The sequence below is a fragment of the Streptomyces sp. NPDC006435 genome (assembly GCF_040612315.1).
Lineage (GTDB): Bacteria > Actinomycetota > Actinomycetes > Streptomycetales > Streptomycetaceae > Streptomyces.
This window is the reverse complement of the sequence record NZ_JBEXPY010000005.1, coordinates 188,350-210,014: the sequence shown is the minus strand read 5'-3', so window position 1 is coordinate 210,014 and position 21,665 is coordinate 188,350. Positions and strand designations below refer to the sequence as shown.

The following is a 21,665-nucleotide window of genomic DNA, read 5'->3' as shown; positions in this document are numbered from 1 at the left end:
CCCCGAACGGGGGGCAAGGCAAGGTACCGTCGGATAGAGGCACCAGGAGCCGCTGAACCAAGCTGCTCCCAGGCGAAGGGGAAGCACCTCGTGGCACGCATCGGTGATGGCGGCGACCTGCTCAAGTGCTCGTTCTGTGGAAAGAGCCAGAAGCAGGTGAAGAAGCTCATCGCGGGTCCCGGTGTGTACATCTGCGACGAGTGCATCGATCTCTGCAACGAGATCATCGAGGAGGAGCTCGCCGAGACCTCCGAGGTGCGGTGGGAGGAACTCCCGAAGCCGCGCGAGATCTACGAGTTCCTCGAGGGGTACGTCGTCGGGCAGGAGCCTGCGAAGAAGGCCCTCTCGGTCGCTGTGTACAACCATTACAAGCGGGTCCAGGCGGGTGAGAACGGCGGCGCGCAGGGCCGGGACGACGCCATCGAGCTGGCCAAGTCCAACATTCTGCTGCTGGGCCCCACGGGCTCCGGCAAGACGCTGCTCGCGCAGACGCTGGCCCGCATGCTCAACGTCCCGTTCGCCATCGCCGACGCGACGGCGCTGACGGAGGCCGGCTACGTCGGCGAGGACGTCGAGAACATCCTGCTGAAGCTGATCCAGGCCGCGGACTACGACGTCAAGAAGGCCGAGACCGGGATCATCTACATCGATGAGATCGACAAGGTCGCCCGCAAGAGCGAGAACCCGTCGATCACCCGTGACGTCTCCGGCGAGGGCGTCCAGCAGGCCCTGCTGAAGATCCTGGAGGGCACCACCGCCTCCGTGCCGCCGCAGGGCGGCCGGAAGCACCCGCACCAGGAGTTCATCCAGATCGACACGACGAACGTGCTGTTCATCGTGGGCGGAGCCTTCTCCGGTCTGGAGCGGATCATCGAGTCCCGGGCGGGTGCCAAGGGCATCGGCTTCGGCGCGACCATCCGTTCCAAGCGGGAGATCGAGGCGAGCGACCAGTTCCAGGAGGTCATGCCGGAGGACCTGGTGAAGTTCGGGATGATCCCGGAGTTCATCGGCCGGCTGCCCGTCCTGACCTCGGTCCACAACCTGGACCGCGAGGCGCTGCTGCAGATCCTCGTCGAGCCGCGCAACGCCCTCGTGAAGCAGTACCAGCGGCTGTTCGAACTCGACGGCGTGGAGCTGGACTTCGACCGCCCGGCCCTGGAGGCCATCGCCGACCAGGCGATCCTGCGCGGCACCGGCGCGCGCGGCCTGCGGGCCATCATGGAGGAGGTCCTCCAGTCCGTGATGTACGAGGTGCCGTCCCGCAAGGACGTCGCCCGCGTGGTCATCACGGCCGACGTAGTCCGCAACAACGTCAACCCGACCCTGGTCCCGCGCGAACCGCGCACGATCGGCAACGGCGACGGCGGCCGGCACGAGAAGTCCGCGTAGCGGCAGACACGCATACGGAAGAGGGGCGCCCGGCCGGGCGCCCCTCTTCCGCGTGACGCGGGGTGATCAGGCCTTGACGCGGGACGTGTTGTAGAGCTTGGCGGTCAGGTCGGCCAGAGTCTCCTTGGGCATGCCCCCGCCGGAGATGGAGAGCGCCACGTCGACGCCGTTGAGTACGCCGACGGTGCTGTAGTCGGCCCAGGCGCAGACCGGCGTCGTGAACTCCTTCGGGCCCTTCTCCATGGTGCCGTCGCCCTCGGGGTTGGTGATCTTCGCGTCCTGGCACTTCATCAGCGCACCGCTGAACCCGGACGGTTCGAAGGACTGGGGGCTGCCGACGAGCTCGACGCTCCACTTCGTCGAGCCCTTCTGCAACCCCGCCTTGACGAGCTCGAAGGACTGGTCGACCGCCTTGGCCGGGTCGGCGACCTCGCCCCAGTAGCCCTGGAAGCTCAGCGACTTCGCGGTGAGCTTGTTCGTCTCGGAACCGGCCTGGTACTGGGCCCTCGCCTGTTGGGCGTCCTTGATGCCCAGGGTCACGGCCTCGACCTTCTCCGAGCCGCTCAGCGCCCCGGAGCGGTCCCCCGTCGACTGCTTCTTGTACTCGCCCACCGAGGCGGCGGTCTTCAGCTTGTAGCCCCTGGTGGAGTCCGCCACGTCGCCGTTGTCGGGGCCGCCCGAGGTCAGGAAGTACACCCCGCCCCCGATGACCGCCAGCGCCACGACCACGGCGGCGACTATCAGGCCCGTCTTCTTCTTCGGCTCGGCCGGGGGGAACGGGGGCTGCCCGCCGTAGGCCGGCTGGCCGCCGTACGGGGGAGTGGGGGGCTGCTGGCCGTACGGGGCGGGCTGCTGGGCCGGCGGGTAGCCGTAGCCCTGCTGGGGCTGCTGCTGGGGGTATCCGTACCCCGGCTGCCCCTGCGGGGGCTGCTGGCCGTACGGGCCCGGCTGCTGGCCGTACGGGCCGGGCTGGCCCTGGGGCTGACCACCGTAGGGTCCGGGCTGGCCCTGGGGCGGCTGGCCGCCGTACGGGCCCGGCTGGTTGTAGCTCATCTGCGGTGTCCCCTGTTCGTCATGCCTATACGTTCTCGTGCGCTCCGGACATCCTGACGGAAGGTTCATCCGTGTGGAGCACCGGGAGGAACACCGTTACCGAACAATCCCGTTTCGGCGCATGACTGTGACGGCCCTAAACTGTCCCCCGTGACCGAGAACACTCAGCAGACGCCAGCCAGCAACCCCGAACTGCCGACCCAGTACGCACCGGCCGAGGTAGAGGGGAAGCTGTATGAGCGCTGGGTAGAACGGGGTTACTTCGAGGCCGACGAGCACAGCGAGAAGCCGCCGTACTCCATCGTCATCCCGCCGCCGAACGTCACGGGCAGCCTCCACCTGGGGCACGCCTTCGAGCACACGCTGATCGACGCCCTGGTCCGCCGCAAGCGCATGCAGGGCTACGAGGCGCTGTACCAGCCCGGCATGGACCACGCCGGCATCGCCACCCAGAACGTCGTCGAGCGCGAGCTCGGCAAGGAGGGCAAGTCCCGCCACGACCTGGGCCGCGAGGCCTTCGTCGAGCGCGTCTGGAAGTGGAAGAACGAGTCCGGTGGCCAGATCTCCGGCCAGATGCGCCGCCTCGGCGAGGGCGTCGCCTGGTCCCGCGAGCGCTTCACCATGGACGAGGGCCTGTCCACCGCCGTCCAGACCATCTTCAAGAAGATGTACGACGACGGTCTGATCTACCGCGCCGAGCGCATCATCAACTGGTGCCCGCGCTGTCTGACCGCGATCTCGGACATCGAGGTCGAGTACCAGGACGACGACGGCGAGCTCGTCTCGATGACGTACGGCGAGGGGGACGACACCATCGTCGTCGCCACCACCCGTGCCGAGACGATGCTCGGTGACACCGCCGTCGCCGTCCACCCCGACGACGAGCGCTACAAGCACCTCGTCGGCAAGCAGATCAAGCTGCCGCTGACCGACCGCACGATCCCCGTCGTCGCCGACCACCACGTCGACCCGGAGTTCGGCACCGGCGCCGTGAAGGTCACGCCCGCGCACGACCCGAACGACTTCGAGATCGGCAGGCGCCACGACCTGCCGTTCCTCACGGTCATGGACGAGCGCGCCGTCATCACGGTCCCCGGCCCCTTCGAGGGACTCGACCGCATGGAGGCCCGCTCCGCCATCGTCGCCGCGCTGCGCGCCGAGGGCCGGATCGTCGCCGAGAAGCGGCCGTACACCCACTCCGTCGGCCACTGCTCGCGCTGCAAGACCACCGTCGAGCCGCGGCTGTCCATGCAGTGGTGGGTCAAGGTCGGCCCGCTCGCCGAGGCGGCCGGTGACGCCGTCCGCGACGGCAAGGTCAAGATCCACCCGCAGGAGATGGAGAAGCGGTACTTCGACTGGGTCGACAACCTCCACGACTGGTGCATCTCGCGCCAGCTCTGGTGGGGCCACCGCATCCCCGTCTGGTACGGCCCGAACGGCGAGGTCGTCTGCGTCGGACCGGACGACGAGGCGCCGACCGGCGAGGGCTGGACGCAGGACAGCGACGTCCTGGACACCTGGTTCTCCTCCGGCCTGTGGCCGTTCTCCACGCTCGGCTGGCCGGAGAAGACCGACAGCCTCGCGAAGTTCTACCCGAACTCCGTCCTGGTCACCGGCTACGACATCCTCTTCTTCTGGGTCGCCCGGATGATGATGTTCGGCCTGTACGTCAACGAGGGCGTCCCGCCCTTCGGGACCATCGTCCTGCACGGCATGGTCCGCGACGAGTTCGGCAAGAAGATGTCGAAGTCCTTCGGCAACGTCGTCAACCCGCTGGACTGGATGGACAAGTACGGCTCCGACGCGCTGCGCTTCACCCTGGCGCGCGGCGCCAACCCCGGCGTCGACGTCCCGATCGGCGAGGAGTGGGTCCAGGGCTCCGCCAAGTTCTCCAACAAGATCTGGAACGCCACCCGCTTCGCGCTGATGAACGGCGCGACGATCGAGGGCGAGCTGCCGTCCGCCGACGAGATGTCGGTGACCGACCGGTGGATCCTCTCCCGGCTCAACAAGACGGTCGCCGAGGTCGACGCGTACTACGACGACTTCCAGTTCTCCAAGCTCAGCGAGGCGCTGCGGCACTTCGCCTGGGACGAGGTCTTCGACTGGTACGTCGAGCTGTCCAAGACCACGTTCTTCGGCGGCGGCCGTCCGGCCGAGGTCTCCGGCCGGGTCCTCGGCGAGGTCCTCGATGTGATGCTGCGCCTGCTGCACCCCGTCGTCCCCTTCGTCACCGAGACCCTGTGGACCGCGCTCACCGGCCGTGAGTCCGTCGTCATCGCCGACTGGCCGAAGGACTCCGGCTTCCGCGACGACGCGGCCGAGCAGGAGATCGAGCTCGTCCAGCAGGTCGTCACCGAGGTCCGCCGGTTCCGCTCCGACCAGGGGCTCCAGCCCGGCCAGAAGGTCCCGGCCGAGCTGACCCTGGACGGGACGGCGCTCGCCCCGCACGAGGCGGCCATCCGTCAGCTGCTGCGTCTGCAGCCGGCCGGGGAGGGCTTCCACGCCACCGCCTCGCTGCCCGTCGCCGGGGCCACGGTGGCCCTCGACCTCTCCGGCACCATCGACGTCGAGGCCGAGCGCAAGCGCCTGACGAAGGACCTGGGCGCCGCCGAGAAGGAGAAGGCCCAGGCCCTCGGCAAGCTCTCCAACGAGGCGTTCCTCGGCAAGGCCCCGGACAACGTGGTCGACAAGATCCGTGGCCGGCTCGCCAAGGCCGAGGCGGACATCGAGCGCATCTCCGGTCAGCTGGCGAAGCTGCCGCAGGGCTGATGACCTGAGCACGGAGCCCCCGTCCCTCTGACCGACCAGGGGGACGGGGGCTCCGCCCTTTTCCGCGTACGTCCTCGCGTGTGCACGTCCTTGCGTGTGCGTCCGTGGCGTGCGTGTGTCAGGACTCCAGTGCCACCGGGCCCGCGGTCACCGGTTCCGCGTTGCGCCGGGTCTTCGCCCAGCCGTTGCGGCCGCGCAGCATCCGCGCGAAGGCCCGTGCCGAGACGACGAACAGGTGGTACGCGTACAGCCACAGCGCCAGGCCCCACAGCAGCGACCTGACGAACGAGGCGTCGGGGGCGTGGTCCCGGCGGTAGACCGGGCCCCACAGCACGAACGGCGCGACCGACACCGCGGCCAGCACCAGGAGCAGCGGCCACTGGGCCGACAGGGTCGCCGTCACACCCGTGTCCTGCCCCCGGACCAGGCCGACGGCGAGCACGCCGAGGACGAGCACGCTCAGCGCCAGGGTCACCAGATGGGCCAACGGCTGGACGAAGGTGTACAGGGTCTCCAGCACCCCGCGGCCCGGGACGTGGCGGGACGCGACGATCCGGGGCGCGTAGCGCACGCACTGGAGGTTCCCCTGCGCCCAGCGGGTGCGCTGGGTCAGTAGCCGGCGGGCGCTGGGCAGCGCCTCCTGGGAGACCCAGGTGTCGGCGACGTGCGTCGTGCGGTAGCCGGCCAGCAGCATGTGGAGGCCCAGTTCGTAGTCCTCCAGGAGCGCGCCCCGACGCCACGGGCGGCGCTCGGCCGCGCCGATCCGGTCCAGCGCGCAGAGCCGGGTGAACTGGCCGTTGCCGCCGAGGCCGGTGGAGCCCGTGCGGTTGCGCAGCAGCTGCATACCGGCGTTGGAGACCGCGAACTCCATGTCCTGCACCCGCACCAGGAGCCGGGCCGCAGCGTTCACCGGGCGCCCGCGCTCCGGGAAGGGCCGCGGGTCGCCCGCGTTGCGCATCCGTACGCCGATCTGCACGCCGCCGACGTCCGGGTCGCCGAACGCCGCGGGGCCCGACACCAGCTCCAGGGCGCGCGGGTCGAGCCGGCCGTCCGCGTCGACGACACAGACGACCACCCGCGAACGGTCGGTGCCCTCCGGCAGGAACGCCCCGAGCCGGTCGTACGCGGCGTTGAGCGCGGCGCCCTTCCCGGTCCTGGCGTCCGGACGGCGGCGCCGGACCAGATGCACCCGGGGGTCGGTGGCGGCGAGCGACTCGACGACGGCACCCGTGCCGTCGTCGCTGTCGTCGTCGATCACCCAGACGTCCGCCGCCGGGAAGTCGGTGCGCAGCCGGGTCACGGTGGTGCCGACGACCGCCTCCTCGTCCCGGCACGGCACGAAGAAGTGCCAGTCGAACCGGGCGGGGTCACCGGGCACGACCGGCGGACGGCGCAGGTACGACCGGCGGGCCCCCGCCCAGTAGAGCAGGAAGCCCAGCAGGAGGACGAAGGGGTGGACGACCAGGACGGCGGTGGACGGGGCGGGCATGCGGCTGCCTCCTTACGACGGACGACGGACGACGGGGAGGCGGATCAGGCGGCGAGCGCCGACGGGGACCCGGCGGATGCGGCGGATGCGGCAGGCACGGCGGCCGAGGCGACGAGCCGGGCGATCCGTTCGGCGGCGAGGCCGTCGCCGTACGGGCTGGGCAGCGCGGCCAGCCGGCGCAGCCCCCGGTCGCCCTCCGCGAGGCGCAGCCGCGCCAGCCGGCCGAGCTCGGGACCGGGGGCCACGAGATCGGCGAAGTCGGCCATCGACTCGGGGCGCTCGGTGGAACGGCGGACCACGAGCAGCGGGCGGCCCAGCACCGTGCACTCCTCCTGGATGCCGCCCGAGTCGGAGACCAGCAGCGCGGCATGGCGGGCCAGCGCCAGGAAGTCCCCGTACCCGAGCGGGTCCAGCACCCGGATGCCGGTCAGCAGCCCGTCCAGCCGCTCCGCCTCGATCCGGGCGCGGGTGCGTGGGTGGAGGGGGAGCAGCACCGGGATCTCGTCGGTGGCCAGGGCGGCCAGCTCGGTGAGGACGGCGCGCAGCGTCGCCGGGCCGTCGGTGTTCTCCGGGCGGTGCACGGTGGCCAGTACGTAGCGGTCGTGGACCAGCCCGTTCCGGGTCAGCAGCGCGGCGCGCCGCGCTGCCGGGGGCAGGTGGCGCCGGACGGCCTCGACGACGGTGTTGCCGGTGACGGAGATCCGGTCGGCGGGGACGCCCTCGGCGAGAAGGTTCGCCCGGTTGTCCGGGGTCGCCGCGCAGAGCACGTCGGAGACCGCGTCGACGAGGACCCGGTTGTGCTCCTCCGGCATCGCCGGGTCGTGGCTGCGCAGTCCGGCCTCGACGTGGACGAGGGGGATCGCCCGCGCGTTGGCGGCCAGCGCGCCCGCCAGGGTGGCGTTGGTGTCGCCCTGGACGACGACCGCGGCGGGCCGGTCCCCGGTGAACAGCGCGTCCAGCTGCTCCAGCGAACGGCCGATCTGCACGGCGCGCGAGGTGCCGCCGACGCCGCTGAGCACCTCGGGACGGGGCAGCCCCAGCTCCTGGAGGAACCGGCCCGACATGGCGTCGTCCCAGTGCTGGCCGGTGTGGACCAGCCGGGTGGCGTCGCCGAGGCGGTGGATGACGGGCGCCAGCTTCACCAGCTCGGGCCGGGTGCCCAGAACCACGGCGACGGAGCGGGCCGGCAGTGCGCTGTACATGGGTGTCCTGTTTCTCTCGCCGTCTCCGGCCCGATGGGGGAGGAACCAGGGTGGGCGGGAGCGGTGGCAGCACCGGGGCACGAGGGTTGCAGCCGGGTTGCGGCGCGGCCGGTCCGCACCGGTGGGGACCTGGGTCCGGGACCTTGGACCCGGAAAGGGCGTCGGCCGGCGGGTCCTCCTGCCCGGGGCCCGACCGGGACCTCGGTCCCGACCAGGACCCCGGTCCCGACGGGGACCTCAGCCCCGGCCGTCGGGCCGCCGCGGACCGGCGGCCGGGGAGTAGCGGTACCCAACGCCCCGTACCGTCCCGATGGGCGCCGGCGCACCGGTCGTCGCGGCGATCTTCCGGCGCAGCCGCAGCACCGTGTACTTCACCCGCGAGGCGTCGCTGTCCGCCAGCGCGTCCCACACCGCCCGCAGCAGCCGTTCCGCGGAGAGCACCTGCCCCGGATGGCGGGCGAGCTCGGCCAGCAGGGCGAACTCGGTCGGGGTGAGGTCGAGCCGGTGCCCCGAGAGGACGGCCTCGTGCGCGTCCGGGTCCAGGGCGAGCAGCCCGTCGTCGACGAGGGGGGCGGGTTCGTGCGGGGCCCCGACGGCGCGCCGCAGCCGGGCCCGCAGCAGCGGCGCGTGCAGCAGGTCCGACACCCCGGGCGTCAGGTAGTCGTCGGCCCCGGCCTCCAGGGCGCGGGCGGCGTCCGCCACCCGGTACGTCAGGTCCACCACCGCGATCGGCAGATCGCTCATGTCCCGCACCCGGCCCAGCACCTCCCACGGGTCGAGGCCGGGCAGCCGGAGGCTGAGGATCAGGGCGTCGGGACGGCGCTCGTACAGGGCGCGCAGCACGTTCCCGCCGGTGTGGACGACCAGCGTCTCGTACCGCGGATCGGCGGTCACCCGGGCGAGTGCCGGATGCAGGCCGTCGGGCGCGGCGATCAGGATCAGCGGACGGGAGCGCACACCTCCCACCATGCTCCCGCCGGGCGCGACACGCAGGCAGCGGGCCCCGTCGCGCCCGGTCCGGTCCGCGCCCCGGGCGCTGCGCGCGTTGTCGGCGCCCATCCGTAGACTGGCCCCGTGAGTGAGCCCCGCCCTTCCGACCGGTACGACGACTCCGATCCCGACGAGACCTTCGCGGGGATCGTCGACGAAGAGACCCAGCGCGACCCCGACCTGGCGGTGATCGAGGCCGGGAGCCGCACGCTGCGCACCCGTTCCGGGCCGCCGCAGGGCGACGCGGTCCCCGCCCGCCCCGCCGACCCCGAGGTGGACAAGGCGCTGCGCGCCGTGGAGCAGGAGCTCGCCGGGCGCTGGGGCGAGACCAAGCTGGAGCCCTCCGTCACGCGCATCGCCGCGCTGATGGACGTGCTCGGCGAGCCGCAGCGCGCCTACCCCTCGATCCACATCACCGGCACCAACGGCAAGACGAGCACGGCCCGCATGATCGAGGCGCTGCTCGGCGCCTTCGACCTGCGCACCGGCCGCTACACCTCGCCGCACGTGCAGTCGATCACCGAGCGGATCAGCCTGGACGGCGCCCCGATCGCCCCCGAGCGCTTCGTCGAGGCGTACCAGGAGATCAAGCCGTACGTGGAGATGGTCGACAACTCCCAGCCGTACCGGCTCTCCTTCTTCGAGGTGCTGACGGGCATGGCCTACGCGGCCTTCGCCGACGCACCGGTCGACGTCGCCGTCGTCGAGGTCGGCATGGGCGGCAGCTGGGACGCGACGAACGTCATCGACGGCTCGGTCGCCGTCGTCACCCCCATCTCGCTGGACCACACCGACCGGCTCGGCTCCACGCCCGCCGAGATCGCCACCGAGAAGGCCGGGGTCATCAAGCAGGGCGCCACGGTCATCCTGGCGCAGCAGCCCGTGGACGCCGCGCAGGTCATGCTGAAGAAGGCCGTCGAGGTCGACGCCACGGTCGCCCGCGAGGGCATGGAGTTCGGCGTCGTCTCCCGCGAGGTCGCCGTCGGCGGGCAGCTGCTGACGCTGCGCGGCCTGGGCGGCGAGTACGAGGAGGTCTTCCTCCCGCTGTACGGCGCCCACCAGGCGCACAACGCCGCGGTGGCGCTCGCCGCGGTGGAGGCGTTCTTCGGGATCGGCGCCGAGCAGCCCGGTTCGCTCGACATCGACACGGTCCGCCGGGCGTTCGCCTCGGTGATCTCCCCGGGCCGCCTCGAGGTCGTCCGTTCCAGCCCCACCGTCGTCCTGGACGCGGCGCACAACCCGGCGGGCGCCCGCGCCACCGCCGAAGGGCTCTCCGAGGCGTTCGGCTTCTCCCGGCTGATCGGGGTCGTCGGCACCAGCGCCGACAAGGACGTCAAGGGGCTCCTCGAAGCCTTCGAGCCGATCTTCGCCGAGATCGTCGTCACGCAGAACTCCACCGCCCGCGCGATGGACGCCGACGCGCTGGCCGCCGTCGCGGTCGAGGTCTTCGGGGAGGACCGCGTCCAGGTGGAGCCCCGCCTGGACGACGCCCTGGAAGCGGCGATCACCCTCGCCGAGGAGGAGGACGAGTACGCGGGTGCCGGCGTCCTGGTGACCGGCTCCGTGATCACGGTCGGTGAGGCCCGGCTGCTTCTGGGAAGGCGTTGACCCGTGCGTACGCTCTGTGCATCGACATTGATCGGCGAGTTCTTCGTGATCGGCTTCGCCGGACTCGTCGCGATGAAGTCCGACGGCCTGTCGGACGCCACGGTCTGGACGGTCTGCGGCATCGGCATGCTGCTGTCCGTGCTGCTCTGCGGCATGATCACCCGTCCCGGCGGGGTACAGCTCGGCTGGGCGCTGCAGATCGCCCTGGTGCTGAGCGGCTTCGTCGTCCCGACGATGTTCTTCCTCGGCGCGGTCTTCGGCGGACTGTGGTGGGCCTCGGTCCACTACGGCCGCAAGGTCGACGAGGCGAAGGCCCGCTGGGCGGCCGCGCAGGAGGCGGCCGAGGCGCCGGCGGGTGGCTGACGGGCCACCTGCCGACCGGGCCCGGCCACCGGCCCGCCCCCGTACACCTGTAGCCTCGGTGCACCGCACCCGCATGCCTGCAAGGAGCAGCACACCATGACCCAGCGCACCCTCGTTCTCCTCAAGCCCGACGCGGTCCGGCGCGGACTGGTCGGCGAGATCGTCGGGCGGATCGAGCGCAAGGCCGGCTGGCGGATCACCGCGCTGGAGCTGCGCACCCTGGACCGGGCCACGCTGGAGCAGCACTACGCGGAGCACGTCGGCCGTCCGTTCTACGAGCCGCTCGTGGAGTTCATGCAGTCCGGTCCGATCGTGGCGCTGGTCGCCGAGGGCGAGCGGGTCATCGAGGGCATCCGTACGCTGGCCGGTCCCACCGACCCGATCGCCGCCGCGCCCGGTTCCATCCGGGGCGACTTCGGCACGATCACCCGGGAGAACCTCATCCACGCCTCGGACTCCGAGGAGTCCGCGGAGCGGGAACTGAAGCTTTTCTTCCCCGGACTCTCCTGACCCCCGATCAGCCGAACAGCGCTCATGACCTGGGGCGACCGAATTAATTCGGTCGCCCTTCGGCATAGGGTTCCGGATCGCGGGAACGCATGCCACAGACGTAACGTCACCATGAGTGGAACGGCCACCCGTTCCGCCCACAATGGCGAAGGACCCTCGCGCAGTGTCCGCGTACGCGGCACTACGATGGACTCTTCCACGCCCACAGCGCTCACCTCGCCGTCCAGAACCAGCCACATCGCTTTTTTGGAAGGCCCGACGCATCCTCATGGGGAACAAGGGGAAATCAATGTCGTTCATCGGCCGTGACATGGCTATCGACCTCGGGACTGCCAACACGCTGGTGTACGTCAGGGGGCGCGGCATCGTCCTGAACGAGCCGTCCGTCGTGGCCATCAACACCAACACCGGCGGCATCCTGGCGGTCGGCTCCGAGGCGAAGAAGATGATCGGGCGCACGCCGGGCAACATCGTTGCCGTGCGCCCCCTGAAGGACGGCGTGATCGCCGACTTCGAGATCACCGAGCGGATGCTCCGCTACTTCATCCTGAAGATCCACAAGCGCCGTTACCTGGCCCGCCCGCGGGTGGTCGTCTGCGTGCCCTCCGGCATCACCGGGGTCGAGCGCCGCGCCGTGATCGAGGCGTCGACGCAGGCCGGCGCGCGTCAGGTGCACATCATCGAGGAGCCCATGGCCGCGGCCATCGGCTCCGGGCTGCCGGTCCACGAGGCCACCGGCAACATGGTCGTCGACATCGGCGGCGGCACCACCGAGGTCGCGGTCATCTCGCTCGGCGGAATCGTCACCGCGCAGTCGATCCGGGTCGCGGGCGACGAGCTGGACAACGCGATCATCCAGCACATCAAGAAGGAGTACTCGCTCCTCCTCGGCGAGCGCAGCGCCGAACAGATCAAGATCACGATCGGTTCCGCACACGACCTGGAGCAGGACGAGCACACCGAGATCCGCGGCCGCGACCTGGTCTCCGGCCTCCCCAAGACCGTGGTCATCTCGGCCGCCGAGGTCCGCAAGGCCATCGAGGAACCGGTCAACGCGATCGTCGACGCCGTGAAGACCACGCTCGACAAGTGTCCGCCGGAGCTCTCCGGCGACGTCATGGACCGCGGCATCGTCCTCACCGGCGGTGGCGCGCTGCTGCGCGGACTGGACGAGCGGCTGCGCCGCGAGACCGGCATGCCGATCCACATCGCGGAGGACCCGCTGGACTCGGTGGCCCTCGGATCGGGCAAGTGCGTCGAGGAGTTCGAGGCGCTCCAGCAGGTGCTGGACGCCCAGCCCCGCAGGTAGCACATCAGATGGACAACACAGCGGTCCGCCGTACGGAACACTGCCGATCCGTACGGCCGATCGTTGATATACAGGCACGAACATTCCGACGAGGAAGGCACGGCCGCCGCACGTGAGGGACACACGAGAGAGCCGGCTGCTCCTGGTGCTGCTGATCGCCATCGCGTTCGCATTGATCACGGTGGACATCCGCGGGGGCGAGGAGTCACCGGTGGACGGCGCCCGGCGGGTCGCCGCAGCGGCCCTCGGGCCGGTCGAGAACGGCGTCGCGGCCGCCGTCGACCCGGTGGGCAACGCCATAGGGGCGGTGCGCGACTCCGGTGAGCGGCACAACCGGATCGCCCAGCTGGAGAAGCAGAACGCCGAGCTCAAGGCGAAGCTCGGCAGCGACGACCGCAACCGCAGCCGGGCCCGCGAGCTCGACCGGATGCTGCAGAAGTCGGCCGCCGGACAGTACGGGATCAAGGGCGCCGAGGTCATCGCCATAGGAGCGGCCCAGGGCTTCTCCTGGACGGTCACCATCGACGCGGGCTCCCGCGACGGGATCAAGCGCGACATGACCGTCATCAACGGCGACGGGCTCGTCGGCCGGGTCACCACCGTCGGCCCGGACACCGCCACGGTGCTCCTGGCCAACGACCCCGACTTCACCGTCGGCACCCGCATGGAGAAGACCGACGAGCTCGGCTTCGCCACCGGCCAGGGCACCCGGCCGCTGTCGGTCCAGTTCCTCAACGGCAAGGCCAAGGTGAAGAAGGGCGACCGGCTCGTCACCTTCGGCTCCAGCAAGGACAAGCCGTTCGTGCCCGGCGTCCCGGTCGGCGAGGTGGTCCGCGTCGACCCGTCGGGCGGCGACCTGACCCGTACCGTCTACGTTCGCCCGTACGTCGGGTTCAGCAAGCTCGACATCGTCGGAGTCGTGGTCCAGGCACCGCGCGAGGACCCCCGCGACATGGTCCTGCCGAAGAAGCCGGCCAAGCCCGCCAAGCCGAAGCCCACCCCCACCGTCACCGTCACGATCTCGCCCAACGGCGACATCGTCGACACCGAGGGGAACGTCGTCGGCAACATCCACGAGAGCCCGGACCCCAGCGGGAACCCGGACCCCAGCGGCGGTCCGGACGCCACCTTGAACGCCGGCACCGCGGCAACCGAGCAGAGGTAGAGCTGATCTCCATGCGTCTGAACCGGATCCTGCTCTCCACGGTCCTGGTCGTGGTCGCCCTCGTCGTCCAGGTCTGCGTGCTCGCCCGACTCCAGCTCCCCGGCGCCGTGCCGGACCTGCTGCTCCTGGTCGTCCTCGGCCTCGCCTTCGTGTACGGGCACGTCAGCGGCGCCCTCATCGGCTTCGGCGCGGGACTCCTCGCCGACCTGGCACCGCCCGCCGACCACGCCGCCGGCCGCTACGCGCTGGTCCTCTGCGTCATCGGCTACCTGGCCGGACTGCTGAAGCCGGAGAACGGGCAGCTGAAGTCGGCGATGGTCCCGATGGCCGGGGTCGTCGTCGCGGCCGTCGGCTCGACCCTGCTGTACGCGCTCGTCGGCGCGCTCGTCGGGGACACGGCGGCCCGTCACGTGGGCCTGGGCGGCCTGCTGTTCACCGCCGCCGTCTACGACCTGCTCCTCGCGCCCTTCGTCGTACCGCTGATCATGGCCGTCGCCAGACGCACGGTGAACGACCCGCTCGCCGAGACCTCCGGCGGCGGGGACGTGGCCGCGGGCTGGCTCGCCTCCGGCACCGGACTGCGGATCGGCAGCCAGCGCGGCGGACTGCGCGTCAAGGCCGCCCGTACCCGCGCGTCCCGCGCCGGACGGATCAAGGGAGTCAAGCGACTGTGAGGCCGCACCACAGGGGCACCGCCCCCAGGACCGACGGACCGATCACCAGCGGGGGCGCCGCGTGAGCAACATCCCCGAGACCGGCCGGACCCAGCGGGTCCGGATCAGGCTCGCCGTCATCCAGGTCCTCGTCTTCTCCCTGCTGCTCACCCTCGGCGGACGCCTCTGGTACCTCCAGATCCGAAACGGCCAGGAGTACAGCGACGAGGCGAAGAACAACCACGTCCAGCAGGTCGTCCAGCCCGCCGTCCGCGGAACCATCCTCGACGCGCGCGGCGTGCCCCTCGCCGACAACGAGACCCGGCTGGTGGTCTCCGCGAGCCGCACCGAGTTGATGAAGATGAAGGACGACGGCAGGAGCGTGCTGATCCGGCTCGCCGGCGTCCTCGACATGAAGCCCAAGGAGGTCCTCGACAAGGTCCGGCTCTGCGACTCCAAGACGCCGCAGCCCTGCTGGAACGGCTCCCCGTACCAGCCGATCCCGGTCACCGACGAGGCCACCACCCAGCAGGCCCTGACGATCCGCGAACGGGCCGAGGACTTCCCCGGCATCACCGCCGAACCCACCGCCGTACGCCGCTACCCCGCCCCCGGCAAGGCCAACACCGCGCAGGTCCTCGGCTACCTCTCGCCGGTCACCGACGAGGAGATCACCAAGGCCCAGGACACCGACTCGCCCTACCTCCGCTCCGACCAGGTCGGCCGCTCCGGACTGGAGCGCACCTACGACAAGGAGCTGCGGGGCAAGGCGGGCGTCACCCGCTACGAGGTCGACAACCTCGGCCGGGTCATCGGCCAGGCGAAGAACGACAAGGCGGAGCCCGGCTCCACCGTCGTCACCTCCCTCGACGCCCGGGTCCAGGCCGTCGCCGAGTACGAGCTCAACAACGCCATGAAGGAAGCCCGCAAGTCCTTCGACAAGAACACCGGCGAGAACTACAAGGCCGACTCCGGCGCCGTCGTCGTCATGGAGGCGAAGACCGGCCGTGTCGTCGCCATGGCCTCCCTGCCCAACTACGACCCCAACGCCTGGGTCGGCGGCATCTCCGCCAAGGACTACGCCGCGCTCACCGGCAAGAACTCCAACTACCCGCTGCTGAACCGGGCCATCCAGGGCCAGGCAGCCCCCGGCTCGATCTTCAAGGTCATCTCGTCGACCGCCGCGGTCAACGCCGGCTACCCCTTCGACGGCAACTACCCCTGCCCCAGCTCGTACAGCATCGGCGGCCAGACCTTCAAGAACTTCGAGTCCCAGGGCTACGGCTCCATCACCATCGGCCGGGCCCTGGAGGTCTCCTGCGACACCGTCTACTACGCCCTCGCGCACAAGGAATGGGCCAAGGACGGCGGCAACAAGCCGAAGAAGCACCCCAAGGACTGGTTCTACAAGACCGCCCACCAGTTCGGCCTCGGCAAGGAGACCGGCATCGACCTCCCCAACGAGGTCAGCGGCCGGGTCCCCGACCGCAAGTGGAAGCAGGACTTCTACGACGCGAACAAGGACGCCTGGTGCAAGCAGGGCAAGAAGGGCGGCACGTACGTCGAGCAGATCGCGTACGAGAACTGCCTCGAAGGCAACCGGATGCGCGCCGGTGACTCCGTCAACTACTCGATCGGCCAGGGCGACACCCTCGTCACCCCGATCCAGATGGCCACCATCTACGCCGCGATCTCCAACGGCGGCACGCTCTACGACCCCACCGTCGGCAAGGCGATCGTCAGCGGCGACGGCAGGACCGTCGAGAAGATCGAGCCCAAGGCGCACGGCAAGCTGCCCTTCACCCGCCAGACCCGCAACGACATAGACGAAGCCCTCGCGGGAGTCGCGACCCGCGGTTCGGCCGCCTGGCGATTCGGCGGCTGGCCGCAGGACAAGATCCCGATGCACGCCAAGACGGGTACGGCCGAGGTCTACGGCAAGCAGACGACCTCCTGGTTCGCCACGTACACCAAGGACTACTCGATCGTCATGACGATCTCCCAGGGCGGCACCGGCTCCGGCGCGTCCGGGCCCGCCGTGCGCAACATCTACGACGCCCTCTACGGGCTCGACGACTCCGGCAAGCAGGACCTGAAGAAGGCGCTGCTGCCCACCCCGCAGAAGTCCCTGCCCAAGATCCAGCCGGACGGTTCGATCGACGCCCCGCGGATCAAGCCCTACGACCCCGACTCGCAGAAGACCGCCGAGGGGCAGACCCTCGCGGCGGTCCTGGGGAGGCGTGACTGATGGCAGGCTTCTCCGTCCAGCGGTACGCCCCCGAGCGCTCCGCCTGGGGCAGGCTCACCGCCCGCGACTCGGTCGTCCGCAAGCTCGACTGGCCGCTGCTCGGGTCCGCGATCGCGCTCTCCTTCATCGGCTCGCTGCTGGTCTACTCGGCGACCCGGGGCCGTGACTCGCTCAACCACGGCGACCCGTACTACTTCTTCTTCCGGCACGTGCTCAACACCGGCATCGGCTTCGCCCTGATGGTCGGCACGATCTGGCTCGGCCACCGGACCCTGCGCGGCGCCGTCCCGATCCTGTACGGCCTGTCGGTGGTCCTGGTGCTTGCGGTCCTCACCCCGCTCGGCGCCACCGTCAACGGCGCCCACGCCTGGATCATCATCGGCGGCGGCTTCTCGCTCCAGCCCTCCGAGTTCACCAAGATCACCATCATCCTGGTCATGGCGATGCTGCTCGCCGAGCGCGTCGACGCGGGCGACCAGCTCCACCCCGACCACCGGACCGTCGCCAAGGCCCTCGGGCTGGCCGCCGTCCCGATGGCCATCGTCATGGGGATGCCGGACCTCGGCTCCGTGATGGTCATGGCCGTCATCGTGCTCGGGGTGCTCCTCGCCTCCGGCGCCTCGAACCGCTGGGTCTTCGGACTCCTCGGCGCGGGCGCGGCCGGAGCCGTCGCCATCTGGCAGCTCGGCCTGCTCGACGACTACCAGATCGCCCGCTTCGCCGCCTTCGCCAACCCCGCGCTCGACCCGGCGGGCGTCGGCTACAACACCAACCAGGCCAGGATCGCGATCGGCTCCGGCGGCCTCTACGGCACGGGCCTCTTCCAGGGCACCCAGACCACCGGCCAGTTCGTCCCCGAGCAGCAGACCGACTTCGTCTTCACCGTCGCGGGCGAGGAGCTGGGCTTCCTCGGCGCCGGGCTGATCCTCGTCCTGCTCGGCGTCGTCCTGTGGCGCGCCTGCCGGATCGCCCGCGAGACGACCGAGCTGTACGGCACGATCGTCGCCGCCGGGATCATCGCCTGGTTCGCCTTCCAGGCGTTCGAGAACATCGGGATGACGCTCGGCATCATGCCGGTCGCCGGTCTCCCGCTGCCCTTCGTGTCGTACGGGGGATCCTCGATGTTCGCCGTCTGGGTGGCCATCGGACTGCTCCAGTCGATCAGGGTGCAGCGACCGATAAGCGCCTGAGCCGGTCCGGGAGCACTGCGCATTACCGGACAACACGGATAGATTCGGGTCATGGCGGACTCGAAGCGCGAGATCGAGCGGAAGTACGAAGCCACGGCCGGGACCCGGCTGCCCGACCTGAGCCGGGTGGCCGGGGTCTCGGCCGTCGTCCATCGGGGCGTCACCGAGCTGGACGCCGTCTACCACGACACCGAGGACCACCGGCTCGCCGCGGACTCCCTCACCCTGCGCCGCCGCACCGGCGGGAGCGACGCCGGGTGGCACCTCAAGTTCCCGGTCGCCTCCGGCATCCGGGACGAGCTGCGCGAACCCCTCTCCGACACCCTGCCGCGCTCCCTGGCCGGCCTGGTCCGCTCCCGGGTCCGGGGCGCCGCGCTCGTCCCGGTCGTCCGGCTGCGCTCCGCCCGCGACGTCCACCACCTGGTCGACGACCGGGGCGAGCTGCTCGCCGAGGTCGCCGTCGACGAGGTGCGGGCCGCACGGCTGACGGGCGGCGGCTCCACGGCCACCTGGACCGAGATCGAGGTCGAGCTCGCCGACGACGGCGACCCGGCGCTCCTGGACGCCGTGGAGCGCCGGCTGCGCAAGGCGGGCATCCGCCCGTCCGCGTCCGCGTCGAAGCTGGCCAGGGCCCTCGCCGAGACCGGGCCCGGGACCGCACCCGATTCCGCGAAGAAGCCGAAGAAGGAGAAGGCGGCCCGCGCCGAGAAGGCCCGCGAGGAGCCCGCACCCCCCACCGCGGGCGACCACGTCCTCGCGTACGTACGCCGCCAGACCGAGGCGATCGTCGCCCTCGACCCCGCCGTGCGCCGGGACCTCCCGGACTCCGTGCACCAGCTGCGGGTCGCCACCCGCAGGCTGCGCAGCGCCCTGCGGACGTACCGCAGGATCCTGGACCGCGACGTCACCGACCCGGTCGGTCGCGAGCTGAAGTGGCTGGCCGCCGAGCTGGGCATCGACCGCGACCAGGAGGTGCTCGACGCCCGGCTGCGCGGCCGCCTCGACGAACTGCCCCGCACCCTGCTCCTCGGCCCGGTCCGCGGGCGGCTCCGGATCAGGTCGACGGCCCGCCGGGCGGGCTCCCGCCGCCGCACCGTGGCCGTGCTCGACGGGAAGCGGTACCTGGCGCTCCTGGAGAGCCTCGACGCCCTGCTCGCGGACCCGCCGCTGCTGCCCGCCGCGTCCCGCGCCCCCCGCCGGGCGCTGCCCCGCGCCCTGCTGAAGGAGTACCGGCGCCTCGCGAAACGCGTCGGCCACGCACTGGACCTGCCGCCCGGCCACGACCGGGATATCGCCCTGCACGAGGCCCGCAAGGCCGCCAAGCGCACCCGTTACGCGGCGGAGGCGGCCCGCCCCGCGCTCGGCAAGCCCGCGAAGCGGTTCGCCAAACGGATGAAGGCGGTGCAGAGCCTCCTCGGCGACCACCAGGACAGCGTGGTCGCCCGCGAGGCCCTGCGGACCCTGGCCGTCCAGGCCCACGGGGCGGGGGAGTCGGCCTTCACCTGGGGACTGCTGTACGGGCGGGAGGAGGCGGCCGCCGCCGCACGCGAGCGGGAGCTGCCCGGGGTCTGGGAGCGGGCGTCGCGCCCGGAGCTCCGGGCGGCGCTGGGAGGCTGAGCATCGGGGTACGCTGGATGGTCACCCCTGCCGGCTCTCGAAAGTTCGCGATGTCAGTCGATTCGGTCTTCCCACAGCTCGAAGCTCTGCTCCCGCATGTGCAGAAGCCCATCCAGTACGTCGGCGGTGAGCTGAACTCCACCGTCAAGCCGTGGGACGAATGCGACGTCCGCTGGGCGTTGATGTACCCCGACGCGTACGAGGTCGGGCTCCCCAACCAGGGCGTCATGATCCTGTACGAGGTGCTCAACGAGCGTCAGGGCGTCCTCGCCGAGCGCACCTACAGCGTGTGGCCGGACCTCGAGGAGCTGATGCGCGAGCACCGGGTCCCGCAGTTCACCGTGGACAGCCACCGCCCGGTCAAGGCGTTCGACGTCTTCGGGCTGAGCTTCTCCACCGAGCTCGGCTACACCAACATGCTCGCCGCCCTGGACCTCGCGGGCATCCCGCTGAACGCCGCGGACCGCACCCTCGACGACCCGATCGTGCTGGCCGGCGGCCACGCCGCGTTCAACCCCGAGCCGATCGCCGAGTTCATCGACTGCGCGGTCATCGGCGACGGCGAACAGGCCGTCCTGGAGATCACCGAGATCATCCGCGCCTGGAAGGCCGAGGGCCGCCCCGGCGGACGCGAGGAGGTGCTGTTCCGTCTCGCGAGGACCGGCAACGTCTACGTGCCGGGCTTCTACGACGTCGAGTACCTCCCCGACGGCCGCATCGGCCGCGTCGTGCCGAACAGGTCGGGCGTGCCGTGGCGGGTGTCCAAGCACACCGTCATGGACCTCGACGAGTGGCCGTACCCGAAGCAGCCCCTCGTGCCCCTCGCCGAGACCGTCCACGAGCGGATGTCCGTCGAGATCTTCCGCGGCTGCACCCGCGGCTGCCGTTTCTGCCAGGCCGGCATGATCACGCGCCCCGTGCGGGAGCGAAGCATCACCGGCATCGGCGAGATGGTCGACAAGGGCCTCAAGGCGACCGGCTTCGAGGAGGTCGGCCTGCTCTCGCTCTCCTCCGCGGACCACACCGAGATCGGCGAGATCGCCAAGGGCCTCGCCGACCGGTACACCGAGGACAAGATCGGCCTCTCGCTGCCCTCCACCCGCGTCGACGCGTTCAACGTGGACCTGGCCAACGAACTGACCCGCAACGGCCGCCGCTCCGGTCTCACCTTCGCCCCCGAGGGCGGCTCCGAGCGGATGCGCAAGGTCATCAACAAGATGGTCTCGGAAGAGGACCTCATCCGTACCGTCGCCACCGCGTACGGCAACGGCTGGCGCCAGGTGAAGCTGTACTTCATGTGCGGCCTGCCCACCGAGACCGACGAGGACGTCCTCCAGATCGGCGACATGGCGGTCAACGTGATCGCCAAGGGCCGCGAGGTCTCCGGCCAGAACGACATCCGCTGCACCGTCTCCATCGGCGGCTTCGTGCCCAAGCCGCACACGCCGTTCCAGTGGGCCCCGCAGCTGAGCGCCGAGGAGACCGACGAGCGCCTGGCCAAGCTCCGCGACAAGATCCGCGGCGACAAGAAGTACGGCCGCTCCATCGGCTTCCGCTACCACGACGGCAAGCCCGGCATCGTCGAGGGCCTGCTCTCGCGCGGCGACCGCCGGGTCGGCTCCGTCATCCGCGCCGTGTACGAGTCCGGCGGCCGTTTCGACGGCTGGCGCGAGCACTTCAGCTACGACCGCTGGATGACCGCCGCGGACAAGACGCTGCCCGAGTACGGCGTGGACGTCGACTGGTACACCACCCGCGAGCGGACCTACGAGGAGGTCCTGCCCTGGGACCACCTGGACTCCGGCCTCGACAAGGACTGGCTCTGGGAGGACTGGCAGGACGCGCTCGACGAGACCGAGGTCGAGGACTGCCGCTGGACCCCGTGCTTCGACTGCGGCGTCTGCCCGCAGATGGACACCAGCATCCAGATCGGACCGACCGGCAAGAAGCTGCTGCCGCTCACGGTCGTGAAGTAGCCGCCACCGGCGGATGTGACCGACGAGAGGTGGCCGGGGGAGAAGAGGAGAGGGGCGCGCAATCAAGAGTGAGGGCGGCCCGGACGGTGGGGGGGGGGCGCGGGGGGGGGGACCGCGGGCGCCCCCCGGCC

The 21,665-nt window shown here is 71.0% G+C and carries 16 protein-coding genes; 12 read left to right on the top strand and 4 right to left on the bottom strand.

The features are described 5' to 3' along the window. Nucleotides 1–90: 90 nt before the first annotated feature. On the top strand, nt 91–1,389 hold the full coding sequence (gene clpX / locus ABZZ04_RS08525; protein WP_148835162.1) for an ATP-dependent Clp protease ATP-binding subunit ClpX: 1,299 nt from the start codon (nt 91–93) through the stop codon (nt 1,387–1,389). Nucleotides 1,390–1,455: 66 nt separating this feature from the next. On the opposite strand, the gene ABZZ04_RS08520 is transcribed toward clpX, so the two are convergent. Then, a complete protein-coding gene (locus ABZZ04_RS08520) occupies nt 1,456–2,442 on the bottom strand; it encodes a hypothetical protein (RefSeq protein WP_356931428.1) in 987 nt (328 codons plus the stop codon). 150 nt (nt 2,443–2,592) lie between these two features. Here ABZZ04_RS08520 and ABZZ04_RS08515 point away from each other — a divergent pair, with 150 nt between their 5' ends. Then, nucleotides 2,593–5,214, top strand: coding sequence for a valine--tRNA ligase (locus ABZZ04_RS08515; RefSeq protein WP_356931427.1), 2,622 nt, complete (start codon nt 2,593–2,595; stop codon nt 5,212–5,214). 118 nt (nt 5,215–5,332) lie between these two features. Here the strand turns inward: ABZZ04_RS08515 and ABZZ04_RS08510 are convergent, their stop codons facing one another. From ABZZ04_RS08510 to ABZZ04_RS08500, 3 genes are all read right to left on the bottom strand, one after another. Next, nucleotides 5,333–6,703 carry a glycosyltransferase family 2 protein gene (locus tag ABZZ04_RS08510; RefSeq protein ID WP_356931426.1) on the bottom strand — a complete coding sequence of 457 codons (1,371 nt, stop codon included), beginning with the start codon at nt 6,701–6,703 and terminating at the stop codon, nt 5,333–5,335. Nucleotides 6,704–6,747: 44 nt separating this feature from the next. Further along, entirely contained in the window at nt 6,748–7,905 is a 1,158-nt protein-coding gene (wecB, locus tag ABZZ04_RS08505) for a UDP-N-acetylglucosamine 2-epimerase (non-hydrolyzing) (protein WP_356931425.1), read from the bottom strand. A 237-nt stretch (nt 7,906–8,142) separates the two neighbouring features. Beyond that, a complete protein-coding gene (locus ABZZ04_RS08500) occupies nt 8,143–8,964 on the bottom strand; it encodes a response regulator transcription factor (RefSeq protein WP_356931424.1) in 822 nt (273 codons plus the stop codon). 15 nt (nt 8,965–8,979) lie between these two features. Here ABZZ04_RS08500 and ABZZ04_RS08495 point away from each other — a divergent pair, with 15 nt between their 5' ends. The 10 genes from ABZZ04_RS08495 to ABZZ04_RS08450 all read left to right on the top strand — a co-directional run bounded on the left by ABZZ04_RS08495 (nt 8,980) and on the right by ABZZ04_RS08450 (nt 21,534). Continuing rightward, complete coding sequence (locus ABZZ04_RS08495; protein WP_356931423.1) at nt 8,980–10,503, top strand: folylpolyglutamate synthase/dihydrofolate synthase family protein; 1,524 nt, start codon at nt 8,980–8,982, stop codon at nt 10,501–10,503. A 3-nt stretch (nt 10,504–10,506) separates the two neighbouring features. After that, complete coding sequence (locus ABZZ04_RS08490) at nt 10,507–10,866, top strand: DUF4233 domain-containing protein (RefSeq protein WP_356931422.1); 360 nt, start codon at nt 10,507–10,509, stop codon at nt 10,864–10,866. 96 nt (nt 10,867–10,962) lie between these two features. Then, nucleotides 10,963–11,376: a nucleoside-diphosphate kinase gene (ndk, locus tag ABZZ04_RS08485; protein ID WP_093898216.1), complete on the top strand. Its 414-nt coding sequence runs from the start codon at nt 10,963–10,965 to the stop codon at nt 11,374–11,376. A 289-nt stretch (nt 11,377–11,665) separates the two neighbouring features. Then, entirely contained in the window at nt 11,666–12,685 is a 1,020-nt protein-coding gene (locus ABZZ04_RS08480) for a rod shape-determining protein (RefSeq protein WP_356931421.1), read from the top strand. A gap of 112 nt (nt 12,686–12,797) precedes the next feature. Next, a complete protein-coding gene (gene mreC / locus ABZZ04_RS08475; RefSeq protein WP_356931420.1) occupies nt 12,798–13,850 on the top strand; it encodes a rod shape-determining protein MreC in 1,053 nt (350 codons plus the stop codon). Nucleotides 13,851–13,861: 11 nt separating this feature from the next. Next, nucleotides 13,862–14,524, top strand: coding sequence for a rod shape-determining protein MreD (mreD, locus tag ABZZ04_RS08470; RefSeq protein ID WP_356931419.1), 663 nt, complete (start codon nt 13,862–13,864; stop codon nt 14,522–14,524). Between the two features lie 61 nt (nt 14,525–14,585). Then, nucleotides 14,586–16,751 (top strand): penicillin-binding protein 2, encoded by a 2,166-nt coding sequence (mrdA, locus tag ABZZ04_RS08465; protein WP_356931418.1) that lies wholly within the window; start codon nt 14,586–14,588, stop codon nt 16,749–16,751. Continuing rightward, the gene (gene rodA / locus ABZZ04_RS08460) at nt 16,751–17,941 is read left to right on the top strand and encodes a rod shape-determining protein RodA (RefSeq protein ID WP_356931417.1); all 1,191 of its coding nucleotides are present in this window, start codon (nt 16,751–16,753) and stop codon (nt 17,939–17,941) included. The genes mrdA and rodA overlap by 1 nt, the downstream gene beginning before the upstream one ends. A 51-nt stretch (nt 17,942–17,992) precedes the next feature. After that, nucleotides 17,993–19,558, top strand: coding sequence for a CYTH and CHAD domain-containing protein (locus ABZZ04_RS08455; RefSeq protein ID WP_356931416.1), 1,566 nt, complete (start codon nt 17,993–17,995; stop codon nt 19,556–19,558). A 50-nt stretch (nt 19,559–19,608) separates the two neighbouring features. Further along, nucleotides 19,609–21,534 carry a TIGR03960 family B12-binding radical SAM protein gene (locus tag ABZZ04_RS08450; protein WP_356931415.1) on the top strand — a complete coding sequence of 642 codons (1,926 nt, stop codon included), beginning with the start codon at nt 19,609–19,611 and terminating at the stop codon, nt 21,532–21,534. Nucleotides 21,535–21,665: the final 131 nt, after the last annotated feature.